The organism is Paracoccus sp. S-4012 (genome assembly GCF_009674885.1).
Lineage (GTDB): Bacteria > Pseudomonadota > Alphaproteobacteria > Rhodobacterales > Rhodobacteraceae > Paracoccus.
Window position 1 is genome coordinate 63,219 of the sequence record NZ_WKKA01000010.1, and the last position, 19,443, is coordinate 82,661.

Here is a 19,443-nt window from a genome sequence, read left to right on the forward strand (position 1 = left end):
GAGGGTCCGCGCACGCACGAAGGTGGGCGCAATCGCGCCCGCCTGTGGGGCGGGCGGGCGCGGACCCGTCCGCTTTGGCGGACGGGCGGGAGGTAGCGGCGGCGTCGGCCGGGTCTTCGGGCTCCGCTACCCCCGCGCGCCCTCGCCCCGCGCATAGGCGTCCTCATACCGCACGATGTCGTCCTCGCCGAGATAGGCCCCCGTCTGCACCTCGATCAGCACCATCGGCAGCCGCCCGGGATTCTCCAGCCGGTGCACCGCGCCCAGCGGCACGTAGATCGACTGGTTCTCGGTCATCAGCGTCACCTGCTCGTCCACCGTCACCTTCGCGGTGCCGCTGACCACGATCCAGTGCTCGGCCCGGTGCATGTGGCTCTGCAGCGAGAGGCTGGCGCCGGGCTTCACCACGATGCGCTTGACCTGGAAGCGGTCGCCCAAGGCCAGCGTCTCGAACCAGCCCCAGGGGCGGTGGTCGGTGCGGAAAGCCTCGGCCTGCTTGGCGCCCTTCTGCTTCAGCGCGGCGACGGCGCGGCGGACCTCCTGCGCGCGGTTCATGGGCGCGACCAGCACCGCGTCGCCGGTCGCCACGACCATCGTGTCGGTGAGGCCAATGCCGACCACCTCGACATCCTCGGCCTCCGACCGCAGCAGCACGTCGCCGCAGTCGATCGCCGTCGCGCGGCCCCCGGCCACGGTCCCGCCCCCGGCCTCGCGCCAGACCGCGTCCCAGCCACCGAGGTCCGACCAGTGGCCCGCAAAGCGCACGACCGAGAGGTTGTCGGCCCGCTCCATCACCGCGTAATCGATCGAGAGGTCCGGCAGCCCGGCCCACGGGGCGCTTGCGAGGCGGGTGAAGCCGAGGTCGGCGCGCGCGCCTTCGAGGCTGGCTGCGACGGGGTCGAGAAACTCGGGCGCATGGGTGCGGAAGGCCTCGATCATCGTCCGGGCGGTGAAGAGGAAGATGCCCGCATTCCAGAGATAGCGGCCCTCGGCCAGCATGGCCGCGGCGGCGGGCGCGTCGGGCTTCTCGACGAAGCGGGCGAGGGGGGCGGGGCCGTCGCCGGGCGGGCCGTCGAGTTCGAGCCATCCATAGCCGGTCTCGGCGCGCGTGGGCTGGATGCCGAAGGTCACGATCCGTCCCCCGCGGGCCGCCTCCGCACCCTCGGCCACGGCGCGCGTGAAGGCCTCGGCATCGGGGACGACGTGGTCCGAGGGGGCGACCAGCAGCAGCCGGTCGGGGTCCTCGCGCGCGACCAGCAGCGCGGCGGCGAGGATCGCGGGGGCGGTGTTGCGCGCCTCGGGCTCGATCAGGATGGCGTCGGGGGTCAGGCCCGCGGCCTCCAGCTGCTCGGTCACGATGAAGCGGAACTCGGCATTCGTCATCACCACCGGCGCGGCGTAGCCCTGCCCCGAGAGCCGCGAGGCCGAGGCCTGGAACAGCGACTGCGGCCCCAGAAGCGGCGCGAACTGCTTCGGGAACGCCTTGCGCGACACCGGCCAGAGCCGCGTCCCCGAGCCGCCTGCCAGCAGCACCGGCGTGATCCGTCCGCTTCCGTTTCCGGCCATGTCCATCCCCAGCAATGATCCACGGCCTCGGGCCGCGATGAATCCTTGATTGCCATCTTAACGGGCGTGCGACGGGTGCAGTAAAGCCCCGTCAGCCGGCCATGTCGCGGACCCGTGCAGCCAGCCGCTCGGTCGAGGGATCGTGCCCCGGCACGTCCTCACCCTCTAGCAGCGCCACGAGGCTCGCCGCCAACTCCTTGCCCAGCTCCACCCCCCACTGGTCGAAGCTGTTGATCCCCAGCACGACCCCCTCCACGAAGACCCGATGCTCGTAGAGCGCGACCAGCTGGCCCAGCGTGAAGGGGTTCAGCTCGTCCATCAGCAGCAGCACCGAGGGGCGGTTGCCGGGAAAGACCCGGTGGCGCGCCTGCCGCTCGGCCTCGGCGGCGGGCAGGCCCTTCCCGGCCAGCAGCGCCCGCGCCGCGTCGAGCGGGCGCCCGCGCATCAGCGCCTCGGCCTGCGCGAGGCAGTTGGCGGCCAGCAGCAGGTGGTGGCGCGCAAGCTGCGGCTCGTGGCCGCGGGCTGTGAGGATGAACTCGCAGGGGACGACCTGGGTGCCCTGGTGGATCAGCTGGAAGAAGGCGTGCTGGCCGTTGGTCCCCGGCTCGCCCCAGACCACCGGGCCGGAGGGGCGGGTCAGGTCGCCCCCGTCCATCGCCACGCGCTTGCCGTTGCTCTCCATCTCGAGCTGCTGGAGATAGGCGGGCAGACGCGCGAGCCGCTGGTCGTAGGGGATCACGGCGCGGGTGGGGTAGCCGCAGAGCTGGCGGTGCCAGATGCCGGTGAGGCCGAGGATGACGGGCAGGTTCGCGTCGAGCGGCGCTTCGCGGAAGTGCCGATCCATCGCCCGCGCGCCGTCCAGCAGGCGGTCGAACGGGTCGGGGCCGACGCCCAGCATCAGCGACAGCCCGATCGGCCCCCACATCGAATAACGCCCGCCGACCCAGTCCTCGAAGCCGAACACGCGCGCCTCGGGGATGCCGAACGCCGCGGTGCGGTCGAGGGCCGAGGAGACGGCGGCGAAATGCGCGGCCGGGTCGGGAACGGCTGCGGCAAGCCACGCCCGCGCGCTTGCGGCATTGGTCATGGTCTCGAGCGTGGTGAAGGTCTTGGAGGCGATGACCACCAGCGTCGTCGCGGGGTGGAGGCCCCGCACCGTATCGGCAAAGTCGGCGCTGTCCACATTCGAGACGAAATGCAGCCGCGGCCCATCCAGCCACGGCGAAAGCGCCCGCGCCGCCATTGCCGGCCCAAGGTCCGAGCCGCCGATGCCGATATTGACCACATCCGTCACCCGCCCACCGCTGACGGTGAACCCGCCGCCGCGCACGGCTTCGGCGAAGGCCCGCATCCGGGCGAGCGTGGCGTGGACGCCCGGCACCACGTCGGTGCCGTCCACCTCGATCCGCTCCTCCGGCCCGGCGCGAAGTGCCGTGTGCAGCACCGCCCGTCCCTCGGTCTCGTTGATCGTCTCGCCCGAAAACATCGCCTCGCGCCGCGCCTCCACCCCGGCGGCGCGGGCGAGTGCGAGCAGCAGATCGCGGGCCCGGTCGTCGATCGCGGTCTTGGACCAGTCGAGGAGCAGCCCGTCAGCCTCGGTCGAGAAGCGCGCGGCGCGGTCCCGGTCGGCGGCGAACAGCGCGTCGATCCGGGTGTCTTCGGTTGCCCGGCGGTGGTCGGTGAGGGCCTGCCATTCGGTTTCAAGCATCAAGGGCTCCGGCGAGGGGAAGAGGCGCCGCCATCGACTATCATCGGCGCGGGTTGCGTTGTCATGCTCCCGCTTTGCAGCAGCTTCGTGACGAAAGGGAACGCCGCCCCCGGACAAGGGTTCAGCCGAGCGCCTTCGCCAGCCGCGTCAGCCGCACGCGCTTGAGCATCTCGCGCCGTGTCATGGCCGCGCCCGCGGCCTTGGCGCGGGCATGGACCGCGTCCACGATGCGCTCGACCGCTTCCGGCTCGGCCCGCCAGAGCGACAGCAGCATCTCGTCCGGGTGCCGCGCCTCGATCCCGACCGCCGCCATGGCGCCGCGCGGGAAATCGCGCAGGTTCGCCGTCACGATCAGCGTCGCGCCGGAGGCCAGCGCCGCCTCGACCACATGCCGGTCGGCCGGATCGGGCAGGTCGAGGCCGCGCGCGCGCTCGCCATCGTCGGGCGCGAGCGCATCGGGGAAGCGGTCGGCCATCAGCGCCGCTTCCACGCGCGCGATACGCTCGCCCTCGGGGCCGAGGCGGGCGGCGGCGTGGGTCCATTCGGCGAGGATGCGCGGCGACCAGCGCGGCGCGATCAGCCCGGCCTCGGCCGCGCCGATGAGGATTTCGCGCAGCACGGTCGGATAGAGGACGCAGGCATCGAGGACCGCGCGCATCAGCCGTCGAGCCGGAACGACAGCGCCTTGAGGTAGCCTGACTCGGCCAGTTGCGGCAGCACCGGGTGGTCGGGCCCGGCGAAGCCAGTGCGGATGAGCTGCATCCGCCGCCCGCCGCGGCCGATGCCGCGGGCGCAGGCGTTGCGGAAGAGGTCGAGGCCCGCGGCATGGCTGCAGGAGCAGAGGATCAGGTCGCCGCCCGGCGCCACCAACGGGGCGGCGAGGCGGGCCACGCGCTCATAGGCGCGCAGGCCCGCTTCGAGCGCGGGCTTCGCAGGCGCGAAGGCCGGCGGGTCGCAGATGACAAGGCCGAAGCGCCTGCCCTCGGCGGCCAGCGCCTCCATCGCCGCGAAGGCGTCCTGCTGGCGGGTCTCGAGCCGGTCCGCGGCGCCCATCGCCGCCGCGCCCTGCCGCGCGAGGTCCAGCGCCGCGGCCGAGCCGTCCACGCAGAGCGCGCGCGTCGCCCCCGCCGCCAGCGCGGCGAGGCCGAAGCCGCCGACATGGGCGAACACGTCCAGCACCTCGCGCCCGCGCGCGAGCCGCTGGGCAAAGGCGTGGTTCGGCCGCTGGTCGAAGAAGAGGCCGGTCTTCTGCCCGCCCGTCAGGTCGGCCAGATAGATCGCGCCGTTCATCGGCACCTCGATCGGCGCGTCGGGGGCGGTCCCGGCCAGCACCTCGGTCCGCTCCGCCAGCCCTTCGAGTCCGCGGGTCCGGCCGGAGCCGTTCAGGATCACCGTGCGGACGCCCGTGACCTCGACCAGGGCCGCGGCGATGTCGGCGGCCATCGCGTCGGCCCAAGCGGCGTTCGGCTGCATGACGGCGGCCTCGCCGAAGCGATCCACGATCAGGCCAGGGAGGCCGTCGGCCTCGGCATGGACGAGGCGGTAGAAGGGCGCGTCGTAGAGGGTCTCGCGCAAGGCCAAAGCACGCCGCAGCCGGGCGGCGATCCAGCCGCCGTCGATCTCGGCCGCGGGATCGGCGTCCATCATCCGCGCGACGATCTTCGACGCCGGGTTGACCGTCACCACGCCCAGGGGGCGGCGCTCGTCGTCCTCCAGCACGGCGAAAACGCCGGGCAGCAGGGCCTTGGTGCGGCGGTCGAGGACCAGCTCGTCGGCGAAGACCCAGGGAAAGCCGTGGCGGATGGCGCGGGGGTTCGACTTCGGGCGCAGGCGGATGGTGGGCAGCAAGGGGCGGCTCCTCGGCTAAGGGCGCCGGTCTCGCACCGCCTCGCGCCGCGGGCAAGCGGCCTCAGGCCTCTTTCGGGCGCATCGTCAGCCAGATCAGCGCGCCGCCGGCCAGCACGAGGAACGGCAGCATCGCCATGTTCACCGCGCTCCACCCCGCCTGCGGGGTCGCTGCGGCGCAGTTGAGCAGCCCGCCGGAACTGAGCGAGGCGAGGAACACGCCGCCGAAGACGACGAAATCGTTGATCCCCTGGATACGCTCGCGCTCCTCGGGATTCTGGGCGCCGGTCAGCATCGCCGTCGCGCCGATATAGCCGAAGTTCCAGCCGATCCCCAGCAGCACCAATGCGCCGAGGAAATGCGTGATCTCCACCCCCGAGAGCGCCACCGCACCCGCGGCGGCAAGGATGACGAGGCCCGTGCCCACGACGCGGGGTGCGCCGAAGCGGGCGATGACGTGGCCGGTGACGAAGCTCGGCAGATACATGGCGAGGATATGGGCCGAGACGACGCCCGAGACGGTCTGCTCGGAAAAGCCGCAGCCGACCATCGCCAGCGGCGTCGAGGTCATCACGAGGTTCATCAGCGCATAGCTGACCATGCCGCAGATCATCGCCACAAGGACCACGGGGCGCCGGGTGAGGTCGCGCAGCCCCACCAGGCGGGGCGCACCGGCCGCCGCGACGGGGCGCGGCCGCACCGGGATGTCGAGCTGCGAGAAGAGGAGCGGCCCGAGGACCAGGTTCAGCGCGACGATCCCGGCATAGGTGGCGAGGAACGGGATCGCCGTCAGCCCGGCCGTTGCGCTGACCATCAGCGGCCCGGTGATCGCCGAGACGAGGCCGCCGGCGAGGACGTAGCTGATCGCCTTCGGCTGCATCTCGGGCGAGGCGGTGTCGGTAGCGGCGAAGCGGTAGAAGCCCTGCGCGGCCATGTAGACGCCGCTCATGGTCATTCCGGCCATGAAGACCCAGAAGTTGCCTTGCCAGAGGCCCCAGGTCGAGAGCGCCGCCCCGACCGCCGCGATCAGCGCCGCGGCGACGAAGCCCATCTGGCGCCCGTGGACCTGCATGAAGCCCGCGAGCGGCCGGGCCGAGAGGGTCGAGCCGAGAATCATCATCGACAGCGGCAGGGTGGCGAGGCAGGGGTTCGGCGCGATGGACTGCCCGGCCAGCCCGCCGGCGATGAACTGCACCGACATCTGCGCGCCGAGGAAGGACTGCGCCAGCACCAGCACGATGATGTTGCGCCACATGCGGCGCGGCTGGAACGTGTCGGTCATAGTCGCGGCGGTCATGGGTCTTCACTCTGGACGGCGCGCGACGGTGGACCGGCGCCGCGACGGGCGCAAGGCGTCAGCCAGCCGCGAGCGCCCGTGCGATACGCGCGCCGAGGCGGGCGTTGTGCAGGACCAGTGCGACGTTGGAGTCGAGCGAGCGGCCCCCGGTCAGCTCGAAGATCCGCTGGAGCAGGAAGGGGGTCACGTCCTTCCTGACCACGCCCTGTACCTCGGCCTCGGAGAGAGCACGGGCAACGATGGGGTCGATCTCGGCCGGCGCGATCTCGGCCTCCGGCGGGATCGGATTCGCCACCAACTGCCCCCCGGCGAGGCCGAGGCGGCGGCGCATCCGGTGCGCGGCGGCGATCTCCTCCGCCGTGTCGAGGCGAAGCGGCGCGGCGAGGCCCGAGTCGCGGGACCAGAAGGCCGGGAAGGCGTCCTGCCCGACCGCGATCACCGGGACGCCGAGGGTCTCCAGCGTTTCGAGGGTCTTCGGCAGATCGAGGATCGCCTTCGCCCCTGCCGCGATTACGGTCACGGGCGTGCGCGCGAGCTCATGCAGGTCGGCCGAGACGTCGAGGCTGGTCTCGGCCCCACGGTGGACCCCGCCGATGCCGCCGGTGGCGAAGACCTCGATCCCCGCCAGATGCGCGCAGATCATCGTTGCGGCGACAGTCGTGGCGCCCGGCCGCCCGGTGGCCAGCGCCACGGCCAGATCGGCGCGGCTGAGCTTCATCACCTCGGCCTGCGGCAGCCGCGCGAGGCGTTCCAGTTGCGCGTCGGTCAGCCCGACATGGATGCGCCCGTCCATCACAGCGATGGTCGCGGGGGTGGCGCCTTCCTCGCGGATGGTGGCCTCGACCGAACGGGCCATCTCGAGGTTCTGCGGCCAAGGCATCCCGTGGGTGACGATGGTCGATTCGAGCGCCACCACGGGGCGGCGTTCGGCCAGCGCGGCGGCGATCTCGGGCGAGGGATCGAGCGGGGGAGTGGTCACGCGGGGTCTCCTGCGACATGGGCGGCGGCGGCCCGGAGGGCGGTGTGGAGGGCGTCGGCGCGGCTGGCGCCGTTCAGTTCGGCGTTGAGATGGGCGGCGAGGAGCGCGTCGCCCGCACCGGTGACGCGGACGGCGGCAACGTCCGGGGGAGCTTCGCTAAGGGGCGGCGCATTCCGGGCGGCATCGGCAGCGCGGCGGGGGCCGTCGGTGACGATGGCGCGGGCCGCGCCCTGGGCGATCAGCGCCTCGGCTGCCGCCGTGGCGTCGGCGAAGGCGCGGCCGCAGAGCGCCTCGGCCTCGGCGCGGTTGGCGTGGAGGACGGCGCCCGCGCGTCCGAGCAGCGGCGCGAGGCGCGGAGCCTTCGCGGGACTGGCCGGGACGAGGCGCAGAGGCGCGTCGGCGAGCGCCGGATGCGCCGCCAAGGCCGCGACCTGCTCGGGCGTCAGGTTGGAATCGACCAGCACCACCCCCCGCCACGGCGAAGGTAGCCGCCCGTCATCCAGCGCCGCGAACAGCGCCTCTCCCGCCGCCGCGAGCGTCCCGGCATCCGCAACCGCGGCCACGAGGCCGTCCGCGTCCTCGACCGCCACATAGGTATCCGTCGCCGCGAGCCGCGCCAGCCCGGCCGTACCGACCCCCGCTGCCGTCAAAGCCGCTTCCAGCGCCTGCCCCTCCACATCCTCGCCCACTGCCGCGAGCAACTCCACCGTGAGTCCACGGCGCGCGAGCGCCATCGCCACATTCGCCGCGACGCCGCCCGGCGCGCGGCGGATGCGCCCCGGTGCGTCGTCTCCGCGCGCCAGCACGCGGTCCGCCCGCGCGATCAGGTCCCAATGCGCGGCCCCGATGCAGAGGACGCGCGCGGGTGCCATCACCCGCCGGTGTGGCTCATGTGGCGGCTGACCTGGCCCGCGACCCGCTGGCGGGAATAGTCGAAGTCGTGCCCCTTGGGCTTGCGGGCAATCGCCGCCCGGATCGCGGTCCGCACCGGCGCGTCGTCGGCCGGGTCGGCGCGCAGCGGCGCGCGCAGATCGGCGCGGTCCTCCTGTCCGAGGCACATGAAAAGCTCGCCGGTGCAGGTCACGCGCACGCGGTTGCAGCTTTCGCAGAAGTTGTGCGTGAGCGGCGTGATGAAGCCGATCCGCTGGCCGGTCTCCTCCAGCCGGACGTAGCGCGCCGGCCCGCCGGTGCGTTCCGCCGTGTCGATCAGCGTGAAGCGCTCCGCCAGCCGCGCGCGCAGGTCGGAGAGCGGCCAGTACTGGTCCAGCCGCAGTTCTTCGCCCATCTCGCCCATCGGCATGACCTCGATGAAGGTCAGGTCGTGCCCCTCGCGGCCGCACCAGTCCACGAGGCGGAACAGCTCGTCCTCGTTGAAGCCCTTGAGCGCCACGGCGTTGATCTTGACGCGCAGCCCCGCAGCCTTCGCGGCCTCGATCCCGTCCAGCACCTGCGGCAGCCGCCCCCAGCGGGTGATGGCGGCGAACTTCTCCGGGTCGAGCGTGTCGAGCGAGACGTTGATCCGCCTGACGCCGAGATCGGCCAAGCCTTGCGCGAAGCGGGCCAGCTGGCTGCCGTTGGTGGTCAGCGTCAGCTCGTCGAGGCCGTTCCCCAGCCGCTGCCCCATCGCCTCGAAGAAGGACATGATGTTGCGCCGCACCAGCGGCTCGCCGCCGGTGACGCGCAGCTTGCGCACGCCGAGATCGATGAAGGCGCCGCAGAGCCGCTCCAGCTCCTCCAGCGTCAGCAGCTCCGTCTTGGGGAGGAACTGCATGTGTTCGGCCATGCAGTAGGTGCAGCGGAAGTCGCAGCGGTCGGTCACCGAGACCCGCAGGTAGGTGATCGGGCGCGCGAAGGGGTCGATGAGCGGGGTGCTGGGCATCCGTCAAGGATAGGGGTGCGCGTCCTCCGGCACAAGGATCGGCGCCGGGCCGCCGTTTCCGCGCAGGCGCGTGGGACGGGGGCGCGGGGCCGTGCTAGGCTGCGCCGAACCGTCAAAACGAGGGACCGACCCATGCGCCTGACGCCGCTCGCCCTGCTGCCCGCCCTGGCCCTGCTCGGCGCCTGCGAAACGCAGACTGCCGCCACGACCCCGCCACCGGCCGGCCCGCCGGTGACGGAGGCGGACGGCCCGACCGTGGTGCCCGCCGCCGTCACCGATCCGGCCGCCGCGGCCGCCGCGCGCGCCGATGCCCCGGCGGCGCCTGCCGCGGGCAGCCTCGGCACGACGATCGCCTCGCTCGGCGCGGCGGGCGAGGGCGGGTTGTGGCTCAAGACGCCGCTTGTCAGCCGCGAGATGGCGGGGCGGGTTGTGAATACGGCGAACGGGCAGTCGGCCAACGTGACTTTGCGCCCGCTGGGGGGGCAGGGGGGCAGCCAGGCGTCGCTGGGGCTGATGCAGGCGGTGGGGGCCGGGCTGACCGACCTGCCGGAGCTTGAGGTGTTTGCGGCGGGCTAGAGGCTCTCGAGGAATCGCAGCCGGTTGCCGAACGGGTCGGTGACGGTCATCTCGCGGCCCCAAGGCTGCTGCTCGATGCCGGGGCGGCAATGCGGGTGGTCGCGGGCGAGCAGCGCCTGCTGGAAATTGCCGAGGCCGGCGCAGCGCAGCAGCACCGTCGCGCCGGGGGAGGCATCGCCGTAATGGCCGGAGAGGTGCAGCACCGCGCCGCCGAGGGTGATGCCGAGATAGAGCGGCGCGCCGGGGTGGAAGCGGTGCTCGAAGGTGACGGTGAAGCCGAGGAAGTCGAGGTAGAAGCCGCGGGCGAGGGCCTCGTCGAAGATGCGCAGAACCGGGGCGGTCTCGGTGATGATGAGCGCGGGCATGGGGGACCTGGTCAGCGGCGGCGATGATGCAAGAGGTGGTGCAGAGCAATCTTACCGGAGGCTGACGGCCCCGCTACCTCCCGCCCGTCCGCCAGAGCGGACGGGTCCGCGCCCACCTTCGTGCGTGCGCCGACCCTCTCTTGCGACAACGTCACCGGACCAAGCGGGATTGGGACCCTGAGCCCAATCCCTCGCGCGGCGGTCGCCCCGGACAGGCCGCGTGAGAGATGGTCGAGACCCCGTTTCGGCCAATCTGCAGCATGACGCCGTCCAGGCCCTGCTGAACGCACCCCCACCTTACCCCGCCGCCGCCGGGAACCCCGCCATCCGCAGCACCGCCCCGATCTCGTCCAGGATCGCCGGATCGTCGATCGTCGCCGGAGCCTTGTAGTCCTCGCCGCCGGCGATCTTGGCCATCGTCGCGCGCAGGATCTTGCCCGAGCGGGTTTTCGGCAGCCGCTCGACCACCACCGCGCTCTTGAAGGCCGCGACCGGGCCGATGCGGTCGCGGACCAGTTCCACCACGTCCTTCGTCACCTGTTCGGGCGAGGTCTGCGCGCCCTTCTTGAGGCACAGGAAGCCCAGCGGCGTCTGCCCCTTGAGGCTGTCGGTCACGCCCACCACGGCGCATTCCGCCACCGCCGGATGGCTGGCCAGCACCTCCTCCATCGCCCCGGTCGAGAGGCGGTGCCCGGCGACGTTGATCACATCGTCGGTCCGCGCCATGATGTAGAGGTAGCCGTCTTCGTCCACATAGCCCGCATCGCCGGTCTCGTAATGGCCGGGGAAGGTGGTCAGATACGCCTTGCGGAACCGCTCTTCGGCGTTCCAGAGGCCGGGCAGGTTGCCCGGCGGCAGCGGCAGCTCGATCGCGATGGCGCCGAGCGTGCCGGGAGCGACCTCGTGACCGCCCTCGTCCAGCACCTTCACCTTGTAGCCGGGCATCGGCACCGAGGGGCTGCCCTTCTTGACCGGCAGATGCTCCAGCCCGAAGGGGTTGGCGGCGATGGCCCAGCCGGTCTCGGTCTGCCACCAGTGGTCAAGGACGGGGACGCCCAGCTTCTCCTCGACCCAGGTGACGGTGTCCGGGTCGGCGCGCTCACCCGCCAGGAACACCGCCTGCAGCGAGCGCAGGTTGTAGTCGCCGATCAGCGCGCCCTCGGGGTCCTCGCGGCGCACGGCGCGGATCGCGGTGGGCGCGGTGAAGAAGCTTTTGACCCTGTGGTTCTGGATCACGCGCCAGAAGGTGCCGGCGTCGGGGGTGCCCACCGGCTTGCCTTCGAAGACGACGGTGGTGGCGCCGGCCAGCAGCGGGCCGTAGCAGATGTAGCTGTGGCCCACGACCCAGCCCACGTCCGAGGCGGTCCAGAACACGTCGCCGGCGCCGATGGCGTAGATGTTGGGCATGCTCCAGGCGAGCGCCACCATGTAGCCGCCGGTATGGCGCACGACGCCCTTGGGCTGGCCGGTCGTGCCCGAGGTGTAGAGGATGTAGAGCGGGTGGTTCCCCGCGACGGGCACGCATTCGGCCGGCTCGACGCCATACTGGAAGCTGTGCCAGGCGACGTCGCGGCCCTCGATGAGCTTCGCCACCTCCTGCTCGCGCTGCAGGATCACGCAGAAGTCGGGCTTGTGGCTGGCCAGTTCGATCGCGCGGTCGAGGAGCGGCTTGTACTGGACCACCCGCCCCGGCTCGATCCCGCAGGAGGCGGCGATGATCGCCTTGGGGGTGCAGTCGTCGATGCGGACCGCCAGCTCCTGCGCGGCGAAGCCGCCGAACACGACCGAGTGGATCGCGCCCAGCCGCGCGCAGGCGAGCATCGCCTCGAGCGCCTCGGGCACCATCGGCATGTAGATGACGACCCGGTCGCCCTTCGCCACGCCCTTCGCCCGCAGCGCCCCGGCGAGGCTGGCCACCCGCGCCTGAAGCTCGGCATAGGTGATGCCCCGGGTCGAGCGCGTTATCGGGCTGTCGTGGATGATCGCCAGCTGCTCGCCACGCCCGGCTTCGACATGGCGGTCGACGCAGTTCCAGCAGGCGTTCAGCTCGGCATCGGCGAACCATTCGTAGAAGGGGGCGGCGTCGTCCTTCAGCGCCTTTTCGGGCGCGCGCGTCCAGTCCACCGCCTGCGCGGCGTCGAGCCAGAACCGCTCGGGGTCGGCCTGCCAGCCCTCGTAGATCTCGCGATAGCCCATGCTCCTGACCTCCCCTGATCCGGCGGCTCCCCTTAGCCTGTCCAGCCTGCGCGCATGTTGACGTGAATCAGTTCAGCAATGTTTCCGTGCCGCGCCTCACGCATACTGGCTCACCGGCGTTCCGGCGAGGACCGCGATGTTCAGCAGCCCCCGCGTCGTGATCGACGGCGTCACCACATGCGCCTTGTTGCCCATGCCCATCAGGATCGGCCCGACCTCCAGCCCGTTGGCCTTGATCTTCAGCACGTTGCGGACGCCCGACGCCGCGTCGGTGTTGGCGAAGATCAGCACGTTCGCCGCCCCCTCCAGCTTCGAGTTGGGGAAGATCCGCGCCCGCACCTCGGGGTCGAGCGCGGCGTCGGTATGCATCTCGCCATCATAGGTGAAATCGGCCTCGCGCACCTCGAGGATCTGCAGCGCGGCCCGCATCTTGCGCCCCGATTCGGTGTCGAGATTGCCGAACTGGCTGTGGCTGCAGAGCGCGACCTGCGGCGTCAGGCCGAAGCGGCGGACGTGGCGCGCGGCGCCGATGGCGGCCTCGGCGACCTCGGCCGGGGTCGGGTCATGGTTGACCTGCGTGTCGGCGATGAACAGCGGCCCGTCCTCGAGGATCATCAGGCTCAGCGCGCCGATGGGCCGCAGGCCGTCGCGGGCGAGGATCTGGCGGATGAACTTCAGATGCCAGGAATACTGCCCGAAGGTGCCGCAGATCAGGCTGTCGGCTTCGCCACGGTTCACCATGACCGCGCCGATGGCGGTGGAGTTGGTCCGCATGATCGAGCGCGCGGTGTCGGGCGTCACCCCGCGCCGCGCCATCAGCCGGTGATAGGTCTCCCAGTAGTCGCGGTAGCGGGGATCGTTCTCGGGGTTCACGATCTCGAAGTCGCGCACCGGGCGGATCGGCAGCCCGGCGCGCTCGGCCCGGCTCTCGATCACCTCCGGGCGGCCGATGAGGATCGGCACGTCGGTCGTTTCTTCCAGCATGGCGTTGGCGGCGCGCAGCACGCGCTCGTCCTCGCCCTCGCAGAAGGCGATCCGCCGCGTGGCCTTCGCTGCCGCCTCGAACACCGGCCGCATGATGAGCGCCGAGCGGAACACCGAGCCGTCCAGCTTCTGCTTGTAGGCGACGAGATCGGGCAGCGGCCGCGTGGCCACGCCCGAGTCCATCGCCGCGCGGGCCACGGCCGAGGCGACGACCCCGATCAGCCGCGGATCGAAGGGTTTGGGGATCAGGTAGTCGCGGCCGAAGCTCAGCCGCTCGCCCCGGTAGGCGGCCGCGGCCTCGGCGCTCGTGGTGGCGCGGGCGAGCGCGGCGATGCCCTCGATGCAGGCGATCTGCATGGCGTCGTTGATCTGCGTGGCGCCCACGTCGAGGGCGCCGCGGAAGATGAAGGGGAAGCAGAGGACGTTGTTGACCTGGTTCGGATAGTCCGACCGCCCCGTGGCGATGATCGCGTCCGGGGCGACGGTGCGGACGTCCTCGGGCAGGATCTCGGGCGTCGGATTGGCGAGCGCGAAGATGATCGGCTGCGGGCTCATGCGCGCCACCATCTCGGGCGTCAGCACCCGCGGGGCGGAGAGGCCGAGGAACAGGTCGGCGCCCTCGATCACGTCATCAAGGCTGCGCGACCCGCCCGGCTGCGCGAAAGCCGCCTTCTGCGGCGTGATGTCCGCCTCGCGCCCTTCATGGACCAGGCCGTGCAGGTCGCAGAGCCAGACGTTCTCGCGCCGCACGCCCAGCTTCAGCAGCATGTTGAGGCAGGCGATCCCCGCCGCCCCGCCGCCGGTCGAGACCACCTTGATCTCGTCGAAGCGCTTCCCCGCGATCAGCAGCGCGTTGGTCGCCGCCGCGCCGACGACGATGGCGGTGCCGTGCTGGTCGTCGTGGAACACCGGGATGTTCATCCGCTCGCGGCAGATCTTCTCCACCACGAAGCAGTCGGGGGCCTTGATGTCCTCGAGGTTGATGGCGCCGAAGGACGGCTCGAGCGCGCAGACCAGCTCCGCCAGCCGCTCGGGGTCGCGCTCGGCGATCTCGAGGTCGAAGCAGTCGATGTTGGCGAATTTCTTGAACAGGACCGCCTTGCCCTCCATCACTGGCTTCGAGGCCAGCGGCCCGATGTCGCCGAGGCCGAGGACCGCGGTGCCGTTCGAGACCACCGCGACCAGGTTGCCGCGGGTGGTGTAGCGATGCGCGCAGGCGGGGTCGGCCTGGATTTCGAGGCAGGCCTCGGCCACGCCGGGCGAATAGGCGCGGGCGAGATCGCGGCCATTGGCGAGCGGCTTCGTCGCCCGCACCTCCAGCTTTCCGGGCCGCGGATGCTCGTGATAGTCGAGCGCCGCCTGCCGCGCGCTGTCCTGCCGCCGCTCGTCCATCCCGTGCCTCTCGCGTTTCCCCTCGCCCCACCGCTAGCGCATTCGCGCGGCGCGGGAAACGGGGCAGGCGGCTTGCGCGGCCCTCCGCCGGGCGCGATGATGCGGGCCACCCGCCACGAAAGGACGCCGCCCATGTCGCTTCTCGATGCCGCCCGCGAGGTGCGCGAGCGGGCCTATGCGCCCTATTCGCGCTTCAAGGTGGGGGCGGCCGTGCGCGGCGCGTCGGGCGCGGTCTATCGCGGCTGCAATGTCGAGAACGTGGCCTATCCCGAGGGCACCTGCGCCGAGGCCGGGGCCATCGCCGCGATGGTGGCGGCGGGCGAGACGGAGCTGATCGAGGTCGCGGTGATCGCCGACGCGCCGGAGCCGGTCCCGCCCTGCGGCGGCTGCCGCCAGAAGCTGGCCGAGTTCGGCCGCGGCGCGACCCCGGTGCTGCTGGCCACGACCTCGGGCCGGACGCTCGCGACCACGGTGGCCGAGCTGCTGCCCGGCCGCTTCGAGGTGGCGCATATGGCGGGCGTCGAGCCATGAGCGACCCGCGCCCGGTCATCGCCGCGGTGCGCGACGGGCGGGGGCTCTCGGACGAGGGCGCCGGGCTGCTCGCGCACGGGCTGGCGGATGGAAGCGTCAGCGACGCACAGGCGGGGGCCTTCGCGATGGCGGTGCTGACCCGTGGCATCGGCGAGGCGGGGCGCGTGGCGCTGACCCGCGCCATGCGCGATTCGGGGCGGGTCATGGTCTGGGACCGGCCGGGGCCGGTGGTGGACAAGCACTCGACCGGCGGCATCGGCGACACCGTGTCGCTGATCCTCGCCCCGATCCTCGTCGCCTGCGGGGCTTACGTTCCCATGATCTCGGGCCGCGGCCTCGGCCATACCGGCGGCACCCTCGACAAGCTCGAGGCGATCCCCGGCTTCCGCACGGCGCTGAGCGAGGACGAGTTCCGCCGCATCGTGGGTGATGTCGGATGCGCCATCGTCGCGGCCTCCGCCGACCTCGCCCCGGCCGACCGCCGCCTCTACGCCATCCGCGATGAGGCGGCGGCGGTCGAGAGCCTTGACCTCATCACCGCCTCGATCCTGTCGAAGAAGCTCGCCGCCGGGCTCGACGCGCTCGTGCTGGACGTGAAGGCCGGGTCGGGCGCGTTCCTGAAGACGCCCGAGGAGGCGCAGGCGCTCGCCCGGTCGCTGGTTTCCACGGCGAACGGGGCGGGCTGCCGGACCTCGGCGCTCATCACCGACATGGACCAGCCGCTCGCCCGCGCGGCCGGGAACGGGCTGGAGGTGCGCGAGGCGATCGCCTGTCTGCGAGGCGCGCAGGGGGCGCTGCGCGAGCTGACGCTGGCGCTGTCGGCGGAATGCCTGGCGCTTGGCGGCGCCGCGCCGGAGTCGGAGGCGTGGGAGCTGGCACACGCGGCCCTCGACGGCGGGCGGGCGGCGGAGTGCTTCGCGGCGATGGTGGCGGCGCAGGGCGGGCCGGGGGATCTGCTGGAGCATCCTGACCGGCATCTGCCCGCGGCGCCGGTGATCCGCGACGTGCTGCCGGAGAGGCCGGGCAAGGTCGCTGCCATCGACGCGACGGCGCTTGGCCGGGCGGTGGTGGCGCTCGGCGGCGGGCGGGTGCGCGCGGGCGAGGCGGTCGATCCACGCGTCGGCTTCTCGGACCTGCGCCGCCTCGGCGAAGCGGCAGGGGAAGGGGAGCCGTTAGCCGTCGTCCATGCCGCGAGCGAGGACGCGGCTGAAGCCGCCGCCGCGGCGGTCCGCGCCGCCTATGTCATGGGCGGGGGCGCCGAGCCCGGCCCGCTGGTGCGCGAGCGGATCGCCCCTTGAACCGCCGCGCCTTCCTGATCGTCATGGACAGCCTCGGCATCGGCGGCGCGCCCGATGCGCATCGCTTCTTCAACGGCACCACGCCCGACACCGGCGCCAACACGCTGGCCCATATCGCGCGGGCCCGCAGGCTGCACATGCCCCATCTCGACCGCCTCGGCCTTGGTGCGGCGGTTCAGCTGGCGAGCGGCGCCGACGTCCCCGGCCTCGACGCCACGCCCGAGGGCCTCTGGGGCGCGGCCACCGAACACTCGCCCGGCAAGGACACACCCACCGGCCACTGGGAGCTCGCGGGCGTCCCCGTGCCGTGGGAGTGGACCACCTTCCCCGACACGCATCCCGCCTTCCCGCCGGAGCTTTCCGCCGCCATCGCGAAGGCGGCGGGCACCGAAGGCATCCTTGGCGACTGCCGCGCCTCCGGGACCGAGATCCTCGACCGCCTTGGCGCCGAGCATCTGCGCAGCGGCCGGCCCATCGCCTACACCTCCGCCGACAGCGTGGTGCAGATCGCCGCGCATGAGGAGGCCTTCGGCCTGCAACGCCTGCTCGACCTCTGCGCCGCGGTCGCCCCCATCGTCCACGACTTGCGCGTCGGCCGCGTCATCGCGCGCCCCTTCACCGGCGAGCCGGGCAGCTTCACCCGCACCCACAACCGCCGCGACTACGCCCTGCCGCCGCCCGAGCCGACGCTGCTCGACATGGCCCTCGCCGCTGGCCGGGTGACCCATGCCGTCGGCAAGATCGGCGACATCTTCAGCCATCGCGGCACCGCGGCCGAGCACAAGGGCCGCTCCGACGCCGACCTCGCCGGCCACCTGCTGCGCCTCGCGGGCGAGGCCGAGCCCGGCAGCCTCACCTTCGCCAATTTCGTCGAGTTCGACAGCCTCTGGGGCCACCGCCGCGACGTGGAGGGCTACGCGCGTCAGCTCGAATGGTTCGACGGGATCGCCGGCGCGTTCCTCGCCCGCCTGCGCCCCGGCGACCTCGCGATCTTCACCGCCGATCACGGCAACGACCCGACCTGGCCCGGCACCGACCACACGCGCGAGCGGGTGCCGGTCCTCGGCTGGGGCATCGGTCAGCGCGCCGTGGGCCTCGTCGATTTCACCGATGTCGGCGCCTCGGCGGGCGACTGGCTCGGCCTTACCCTCCCGCGCGGAAGGAGCTTCCTGTGATCCCCAAACTCGAGCTGCACCTGCACCTCGAAGGCGCCGCTCCCCCCGCCTTCATCCGCGGGCTGGCGGCCGAGAAGGGCGTCGACCTCTCGGCGATCTTCGATCCCAGCGGCGCTTATACCTACACCGATTTTCCCGACTTCCTCCGCGTCTACGAGGCCGCGACCTCCGTGATCCGCGGCCCGGAGGACTACGCCCGCCTGCTCGCCGTGGTGCTGGAAACCGCCGCCGCCGAAGGCGCCGTCTATCTCGAAACCTTCGTCTCGCCCGAGTTCTGCGGCGGCGCCGACCGCGCCGCCTGGCGCGACCATGTGGCGGCCATGGCCGAGGTCGCGGCCCGCCTCGCGCCCGAGATCGAGAGCCGCGCGATCATTACCCCCATCCGCCATTTCGGCCCCGAGCGCGCCCGCAAGACCGCCCTCTGCGCGGCCGAAACCGCGTCGGAGGACCGCAGCGGCTGGGTTGCAGGCTTCGGCCTCGGCGGTGCCGAGACCTACGGCGAACCCGGTGATTTCGCTTGGTCCTTCGACTGCGCGCGCGAGGCGGGCCTCGGGCTCACCTGCCACGCGGGCGAGTGGCGCGGCCCGGAATCGGTCCGCGCGGCGTGGCGCGACCTGGGCGTGAGCCGCATCGGCCACGGCGTCCGCGCCGTCGAGGACCCGGCCCTCGTGCGCGACCTCGCGGAAGCCGGCGTGACGCTTGAAGTCTGCCCCGGCTCCAACGTCGCCCTCGGCCTCTATCCGTCGGTCGCCGCGCATCCGATCGCCCGCCTCGCCGATGCCGGCGTCCGCGTCACCGTCTCGACCGACGACCCACCCTTCTTCCACACCACGCTCCGGCGGGAATACGACGCGCTGGCCACCGCCTTTGGCTGGACGGAGGACGACTTCCGCCGCATGAACCTCTGGGCGGCGGAGGCGGCGTTCTGCGACGAGGCCACGCGCGCGCGGATCAAGGAGAAACTGGGATGCAGCACCTGACGCTCGTCACCCACCCGCTGGTCCAGCACAAGCTGACCATCATGCGCGACCGCGAGACCTCGACCGCGGGCTTTCGGCGGCTGCTGCGCGAGATCAGCCTGCTGCTCGCCTACGAGGTCACGCGCGAGCTGGACCTGACCACGACCCGGATCGAGACCCCGCTCTGCCCCATGGACGCGCCCACGATCCAGGGCAAGAAGCTGGCGCTGATCTCGATCCTGCGGGCCGGGAACGGGCTTTTGGATGGCATCCTCGAGCTGATCCCGGCGGCCCGCGTGGGCTTCATTGGCCTCTACCGCGACCCCGAGACGCTGCAGCCGGTGCAGTATTATTCCAAGGTGCCCGCGAATCTCGACCTGCGCATGGTGATCGTGGTCGACCCGATGCTGGCCACGGGCAACAGTTCGGTCGCGGCGATCGACCTGCTGAAGCGGGCAGGGGCAAAAAACCTGCGCTTTCTGTGCCTGCTGGCCGCGCCCGAGGGTGTGGCGCGGATGCGCGAGGCGCATCCCGACGTGCCGATCTTCACCGCTGCGCTCGACGAGCGGCTGGACGACCACGGTTACATCGTGCCGGGTCTGGGCGATGCGGGCGACCGGATGTTTGGGACCAAGTGAGCGGGCGTTAACCCGGCCTTAGGCCGCGCCGGGTTAGGACCGTCTCCGGGATGCG

At 72.2% G+C, this 19,443-nt stretch carries 17 protein-coding genes; 6 read left to right on the forward strand and 11 right to left on the reverse strand.

The window, feature by feature from the left end; all coding sequences use genetic code 11:
• Window positions 1-126: 126 nt before the first annotated feature.
• The 8 genes from GI374_RS13310 to moaA all read right to left on the reverse strand — a co-directional run bounded on the left by GI374_RS13310 (window position 127) and on the right by moaA (window position 9,274).
• Window positions 127-1,572, reverse strand: coding sequence for a mannose-1-phosphate guanylyltransferase/mannose-6-phosphate isomerase (locus GI374_RS13310; RefSeq protein WP_229583236.1), 1,446 nt, complete (start codon window positions 1,570-1,572; stop codon window positions 127-129).
• Window positions 1,573-1,657: 85 nt separating this feature from the next.
• Complete coding sequence (gene pgi / locus GI374_RS13315; protein ID WP_154337558.1) at window positions 1,658-3,274, reverse strand: glucose-6-phosphate isomerase; 1,617 nt, start codon at window positions 3,272-3,274, stop codon at window positions 1,658-1,660.
• Between the two features lie 121 nt (window positions 3,275-3,395).
• Entirely contained in the window at window positions 3,396-3,932 is a 537-nt protein-coding gene (locus tag GI374_RS13320) for an RSP_2648 family PIN domain-containing protein (RefSeq protein WP_154337559.1), read from the reverse strand.
• Window positions 3,932-5,122, reverse strand: coding sequence for an RSP_2647 family RNA methyltransferase (locus GI374_RS13325; RefSeq protein ID WP_154337560.1), 1,191 nt, complete (start codon window positions 5,120-5,122; stop codon window positions 3,932-3,934). The genes GI374_RS13320 and GI374_RS13325 overlap by 1 nt, the downstream gene beginning before the upstream one ends.
• A gap of 61 nt (window positions 5,123-5,183) precedes the next feature.
• Window positions 5,184-6,416 carry an MFS transporter gene (locus GI374_RS13330; RefSeq protein ID WP_154337561.1) on the reverse strand — a complete coding sequence of 411 codons (1,233 nt, stop codon included), beginning with the start codon at window positions 6,414-6,416 and terminating at the stop codon, window positions 5,184-5,186.
• A gap of 58 nt (window positions 6,417-6,474) precedes the next feature.
• Window positions 6,475-7,395: a pseudouridine-5'-phosphate glycosidase gene (locus GI374_RS13335; RefSeq protein WP_370515348.1), complete on the reverse strand. Its 921-nt coding sequence runs from the start codon at window positions 7,393-7,395 to the stop codon at window positions 6,475-6,477.
• Entirely contained in the window at window positions 7,392-8,267 is an 876-nt protein-coding gene (locus GI374_RS13340) for a PfkB family carbohydrate kinase (protein WP_154337562.1), read from the reverse strand. The genes GI374_RS13335 and GI374_RS13340 overlap by 4 nt, the downstream gene beginning before the upstream one ends.
• Window positions 8,267-9,274, reverse strand: a complete 1,008-nt coding sequence (moaA, locus tag GI374_RS13345; protein WP_154337563.1) for a GTP 3',8-cyclase MoaA — start codon at window positions 9,272-9,274, stop codon at window positions 8,267-8,269. Before moaA ends, GI374_RS13340 begins: the two co-directional genes overlap by 1 nt.
• Before the next feature lie 132 nt (window positions 9,275-9,406).
• Between moaA and GI374_RS13350 the strand changes: the two genes are divergently transcribed.
• Window positions 9,407-9,850, forward strand: coding sequence for a hypothetical protein (locus GI374_RS13350; RefSeq protein ID WP_154337564.1), 444 nt, complete (start codon window positions 9,407-9,409; stop codon window positions 9,848-9,850).
• On the opposite strand, the gene GI374_RS13355 is transcribed toward GI374_RS13350, so the two are convergent.
• From GI374_RS13355 to GI374_RS13365, 3 genes are all read right to left on the reverse strand, one after another.
• Window positions 9,847-10,215 (reverse strand): glyoxalase superfamily protein, encoded by a 369-nt coding sequence (locus tag GI374_RS13355; protein ID WP_154337565.1) that lies wholly within the window; start codon window positions 10,213-10,215, stop codon window positions 9,847-9,849. The two genes, GI374_RS13350 and GI374_RS13355, sit on opposite strands and share 4 nt — an antisense overlap.
• 297 nt (window positions 10,216-10,512) lie before the next feature.
• Window positions 10,513-12,411 (reverse strand): propionyl-CoA synthetase, encoded by a 1,899-nt coding sequence (locus GI374_RS13360; RefSeq protein WP_154337566.1) that lies wholly within the window; start codon window positions 12,409-12,411, stop codon window positions 10,513-10,515.
• Window positions 12,412-12,507: 96 nt separating this feature from the next.
• Complete coding sequence (locus tag GI374_RS13365; protein WP_154337567.1) at window positions 12,508-14,787, reverse strand: NADP-dependent malic enzyme; 2,280 nt, start codon at window positions 14,785-14,787, stop codon at window positions 12,508-12,510.
• Between the two features lie 132 nt (window positions 14,788-14,919).
• Between GI374_RS13365 and GI374_RS13370 the strand changes: the two genes are divergently transcribed.
• The 5 genes from GI374_RS13370 to upp are packed head-to-tail and all read left to right on the forward strand — an operon-like array spanning window position 14,920 to window position 19,388.
• Window positions 14,920-15,318, forward strand: coding sequence for a cytidine deaminase (locus tag GI374_RS13370; RefSeq protein ID WP_154337568.1), 399 nt, complete (start codon window positions 14,920-14,922; stop codon window positions 15,316-15,318).
• Window positions 15,315-16,616 carry a thymidine phosphorylase gene (locus GI374_RS13375; RefSeq protein WP_154337569.1) on the forward strand — a complete coding sequence of 434 codons (1,302 nt, stop codon included), beginning with the start codon at window positions 15,315-15,317 and terminating at the stop codon, window positions 16,614-16,616. Before GI374_RS13370 ends, GI374_RS13375 begins: the two co-directional genes overlap by 4 nt.
• On the forward strand, window positions 16,613-17,791 hold the full coding sequence (locus GI374_RS13380; RefSeq protein WP_255453713.1) for a phosphopentomutase: 1,179 nt from the start codon (window positions 16,613-16,615) through the stop codon (window positions 17,789-17,791). Before GI374_RS13375 ends, GI374_RS13380 begins: the two co-directional genes overlap by 4 nt.
• Complete coding sequence (locus GI374_RS13385; protein WP_370515349.1) at window positions 17,788-18,771, forward strand: adenosine deaminase; 984 nt, start codon at window positions 17,788-17,790, stop codon at window positions 18,769-18,771. The genes GI374_RS13380 and GI374_RS13385 overlap by 4 nt, the downstream gene beginning before the upstream one ends.
• On the forward strand, window positions 18,759-19,388 hold the full coding sequence (upp, locus tag GI374_RS13390; RefSeq protein WP_154337570.1) for a uracil phosphoribosyltransferase: 630 nt from the start codon (window positions 18,759-18,761) through the stop codon (window positions 19,386-19,388). The genes GI374_RS13385 and upp overlap by 13 nt, the downstream gene beginning before the upstream one ends.
• Window positions 19,389-19,443: the final 55 nt, after the last annotated feature.

Coding starts and splice junctions, on each gene's coding strand:
- GI374_RS13310 (WP_229583236.1), bottom strand. CDS start 1,572: ATGGACATGGCCGGAAACGGAAGCGGACGGATCACGCCGGTGCTGCTG.
- pgi (WP_154337558.1), bottom strand. CDS start 3,274: ATGCTTGAAACCGAATGGCAGGCCCTCACCGACCACCGCCGGGCAACC.
- GI374_RS13320 (WP_154337559.1), bottom strand. CDS start 3,932: ATGCGCGCGGTCCTCGATGCCTGCGTCCTCTATCCGACCGTGCTGCGC.
- GI374_RS13330 (WP_154337561.1), bottom strand. CDS start 6,416: ATGACCGCCGCGACTATGACCGACACGTTCCAGCCGCGCCGCATGTGG.
- GI374_RS13340 (WP_154337562.1), bottom strand. CDS start 8,267: ATGGCACCCGCGCGCGTCCTCTGCATCGGGGCCGCGCATTGGGACCTG.
- moaA (WP_154337563.1), bottom strand. CDS start 9,274: ATGCCCAGCACCCCGCTCATCGACCCCTTCGCGCGCCCGATCACCTAC.
- GI374_RS13350 (WP_154337564.1), top strand. CDS start 9,407: ATGCGCCTGACGCCGCTCGCCCTGCTGCCCGCCCTGGCCCTGCTCGGC.
- GI374_RS13355 (WP_154337565.1), bottom strand. CDS start 10,215: ATGCCCGCGCTCATCATCACCGAGACCGCCCCGGTTCTGCGCATCTTC.
- GI374_RS13360 (WP_154337566.1), bottom strand. CDS start 12,411: ATGGGCTATCGCGAGATCTACGAGGGCTGGCAGGCCGACCCCGAGCGG.
- GI374_RS13365 (WP_154337567.1), bottom strand. CDS start 14,787: ATGGACGAGCGGCGGCAGGACAGCGCGCGGCAGGCGGCGCTCGACTAT.
- GI374_RS13370 (WP_154337568.1), top strand. CDS start 14,920: ATGTCGCTTCTCGATGCCGCCCGCGAGGTGCGCGAGCGGGCCTATGCG.
- GI374_RS13375 (WP_154337569.1), top strand. CDS start 15,315: ATGAGCGACCCGCGCCCGGTCATCGCCGCGGTGCGCGACGGGCGGGGG.
- upp (WP_154337570.1), top strand. CDS start 18,759: ATGCAGCACCTGACGCTCGTCACCCACCCGCTGGTCCAGCACAAGCTG.